Source organism: Pleurocapsa sp. CCALA 161, from assembly GCF_003003995.1.
Lineage (GTDB): Bacteria > Cyanobacteriota > Cyanobacteriia > Cyanobacteriales > Xenococcaceae > Waterburya.
This window is the reverse complement of the sequence record NZ_PVWF01000229.1, coordinates 1-3,698: the sequence shown is the minus strand read 5'-3', so window position 1 is coordinate 3,698 and position 3,698 is coordinate 1. Positions and strand designations below refer to the sequence as shown.

The 3,698-nt window shown below is 42.8% G+C and carries 1 protein-coding gene; it reads left to right on the top strand.

What is annotated here, in order from left to right; genetic code table 11:
- Positions 1-3,662, top strand: a 3,662-nt coding sequence (locus C7B62_RS26740) for a helicase-related protein (protein ID WP_106244171.1), incomplete at its 5' end; no start/stop codon positions are given.
- Positions 3,663-3,698 lie beyond the last annotated feature (36 nt).

Genomic DNA, 3,698 nt, shown 5'->3' with positions numbered 1-3,698 from the left:
TCCAAGAATTCCTCGTAGGTTTAGAAGATAGCTCTTTCTCTAGCACTGAAATCCTCGCCGAATTAGTGAGATTGGGTACTCTAAAAATCAAGCTGGTCAAGATGGAAGAAAGACGGGCTATCTATCACAAGAAAACTGGCATCTTGAGCGATCGCCTGGATAACCACATTCTCCATGAAGGCTCGGATAACTTTACTCGCGCTGCCCATTCGAGGAATGCTGAGAGCGTTACTTTCCTCTATTATTCAGACCCCATCGACTTAGACGCTATTAAAGAGAGCATTATTGAATTTGATGAAGAATGGCAAGACAAAGAACTCACCTTTGACCTCAGCCAAGAATTTTTAGCGCAAATCATCGCCGAACGCGATCGCCGTATCCAGTTAAAGCAACCAGTTATTGAATCTATTACTCCTGACGAATTCCCCAATGGAGAAACCACCCAAGTTGAAATTACAGGCAGTAACCTAGACCAAGTTGAAACTATTGAAGTTGTCGATGATGAGTTGGTTAAAGTTACTATCGACAGTCGAGAACCAGAACGCATTATCGGTCAAGTTGAAGTAGCTCCAGATCATCCATCAACTTCTCTCAAAAATTTCCAAGTTAAAACCACTACAGGGACATACGATGTTTCTCCAGAAAAGCCCGTTTCTGTCAGTTCGGATTTATTCATTCCCGACTTTCCCGAAATTGAAGGTTTTAAGCAAGCAGTCGAATTAATCTTGGCAGGAAAACACGGGCAACCTCAAGACTTTCTCTACTGGCTGGCAATGGAACGTCCTCACCTGTTGCGAGTCCAACAGAGCGACACACTAGATGAATTCGTTTACCAAGGTATTTTATTCGAGCATCAAAAATCAGGCGCGCAACACTGTCTTAGAGTTATGCAAGATTTTGGCGTAGCTGTTTGTGCTGATGCGGTGGGATTGGGAAAAACGCGCTTGGCAGCAGCAGTGGCTAAACTGTACCGCCATGAAAAAGGTCAAGCTAAGGTGGCAATCGTTGCTGCCAAAAAGCTTCACGACAACTGGGAGCGGGAAATGAGCGAACTTGGCTTTAGAGGAAATCACCTTGATTACGAACTCTACAACAAAAACTTGATGAGTCTCAAAGGCAACAGATTTCTAGATGACTTTAATCGCTATGGTGGTGCGGATCTGATCGTTATTGATGAGGCTCACGAAGGCATTCGCAACTATCGAAATCGCATTCATCAAATTTGTTTGCAGATTCAACAGAGCGATCTCGACTCAGAAAGAGAAAGACATTTTTTACTGCTAACAGCTACTCCTTGGAATAACCGCCGCGAGGATATCTATAATATTCTTTCCCCATTCCTTTCTCGCCCAGAAGGATTCAAAGATTTAGATTTTCCCCCAGAAGTAGCATTATGGTTCGAGCGTCGAGATGCAGGAGTAGAAAACTTTACCGACAATACCAATTTATTTCGACGCACCTATCGAGAGTTATTTCTCCAACGCACCAGACAGATGCTCAGGGAGGCTACTCCAGATTTAAACCTCTATGCCAAACGAGTAGCTCAATGGCTGCCAGTAGTATTTGAAACTAATACAGAACAGGCATTAGACCAAATTTTCACTCAGTTTGAAACTAACCTTTATATTCCTTCTGCCGATCCGATACGTTATTTAAAAGGCAGTACCGAACAGCGATCGCTCCTCGCCAATCAACGTCGTTTCTTTTTACAACGGGCAGAGTCGAGTATGTATGCCCTGGGTCGCACGATTAAGAATTTTAGCGATCGCATTGCTTTGGTTAAAGACAGGCTAGAAAAGGTTACTCCCGATGCTGATGGACTCAAAGAATTCTTGTTGCTGCATTACGAATTTGGGTCTAAGAAAAAAGATAAGTCATTAGATGTCTTGGATCTAAGCGATGACTGGGATGAAGATTATTTAGAAGATGAAGAAGACGAAGACGAGGAAGAAACCAATGAGAAGAAAGAGGAAAAGCGTCAACAACTACGCAAATCTATAGATCTTGCTACCGATGCCCTGCGAGATAACCCAATCAGAGCTAAAGAAATTTACTACCAAATTATCTCTGACTGCGATAGCGATCTAGCTCAACTTAAACAGATTCAAAAACTACTAGTGGATGAATTCGTCAAAGACCACAAACGCGAACAAGTTACCCAAAAAGTCAGGGAAATCGTTAGTCAGGGTCATAAAGTTCTCCTGATTTCGACCTTTTCAGATACGGTGATCGATTACTATCGTTACATGGCAAAAGATCATGCGATCGCATCTAGCGGGATTGGTATGGCGATCGGTTCTCGCAAACTTTACTACAGAAGCGATTTAGACCAAGTAGTCACAGTTAGTCCTAATAATGCGGTCAAACTCGCGCATTCACGGTCAAGCCGCACCGAGGGCCTTGCGCCTTTCGGCGTCCTAAAGGACGTTGTACCCTTGTGGTATACCGCTACGCATAACGCGGGGTCGCTCGTCAAAGGAACTAATCAACAACTTGGACTAAAGCGACAGCAAATATTCCGCTTGTTTGCCCCTGCTGCTACTTGTAGAAATCCTGCCGAACGTCCGCAGCCAGAAGAAGAGATCTCAGTTTTAATTGGTTCAGAAACTCTCTCAGTCGGTCAAAACCTTCAAGATGCCGATTATTTGATTAACATCGATTTGCCTTGGAATCCAATGATCCTAGAGCAGCGCATTGGTCGCATCGATCGACCCAAGCAACGTCGAGTTGAAAATATCTATATTTACTACGCCAACAGCGAAAGTCAATTACTCAGACAAGCCAGTCGCCTGTCTAATCTAAATAAAAAACTGGTCGGCGATCTAGTTGAAGAAAGTGGCGCAATTCGCAATATTGAGCGAATCGATACTCTCGGAGCTTCAATTTATGGCGACACTCTCTTTGATGATGAAATTTTGCCTGGATATATCGATTTCATCCACAGTTTAACTAAAGCCCGATCTTTGGAGCAGGGCAGTTTACAAGAAGATACTTATCAAAAACAAGAAACTAACCGCGACCTCTACACTCAAAACGAAATCTTGCATAGTGAAGAACTCAGAAAACTAATTGAGGAATTAGGATTCGATTACCAAGCCAATCCCATTGCTGTCGGACATTGCACTGACCAATTCGATGAACCGACTTGTCTTGTGGCACTGACCCTGGAATATTTTGGGCCAAATGGCGAACCGATTCCCGAACAAAAACAAACAATTTACTGGAACGACCTCACTCAAGAAAATGATGGCTATGGAATGGCAGTTTCTTCAGCATTTAAAACCCCAGCAGTAGGTAAAGTAGTTTCGGCAAAAAACATTTTGACTATTACTTATTCTTTGTACGAACAACTGGTGAAACTCAAGCAACAGCGTTATTCCGAATTAGAACAACCAGAAACTTTAGAAAACATCAACTTAACTTCTGAGCGGATTAGTAAAATTCAGAAGCGAATTATGGCAATGGATAGTTTTCCGTCTGGAATCAACCGTAAAACCGTCAAAGATACTTTGAAGAAACTTAATTCTGGAAAAGAGCAAAAGAAAGTCCAAAAACTGCTGCGAGATTGCACCGATGGCGATAAAAGTCAGCTAAACGATGATGAGTTTATCAAGCAACTAGCTGTGGGGGCGACAATAGTAGCTAGAAAGCAGATAGAATGAGTGTCATGGCTTTCTGACCTCGTTGATAAAATGGGC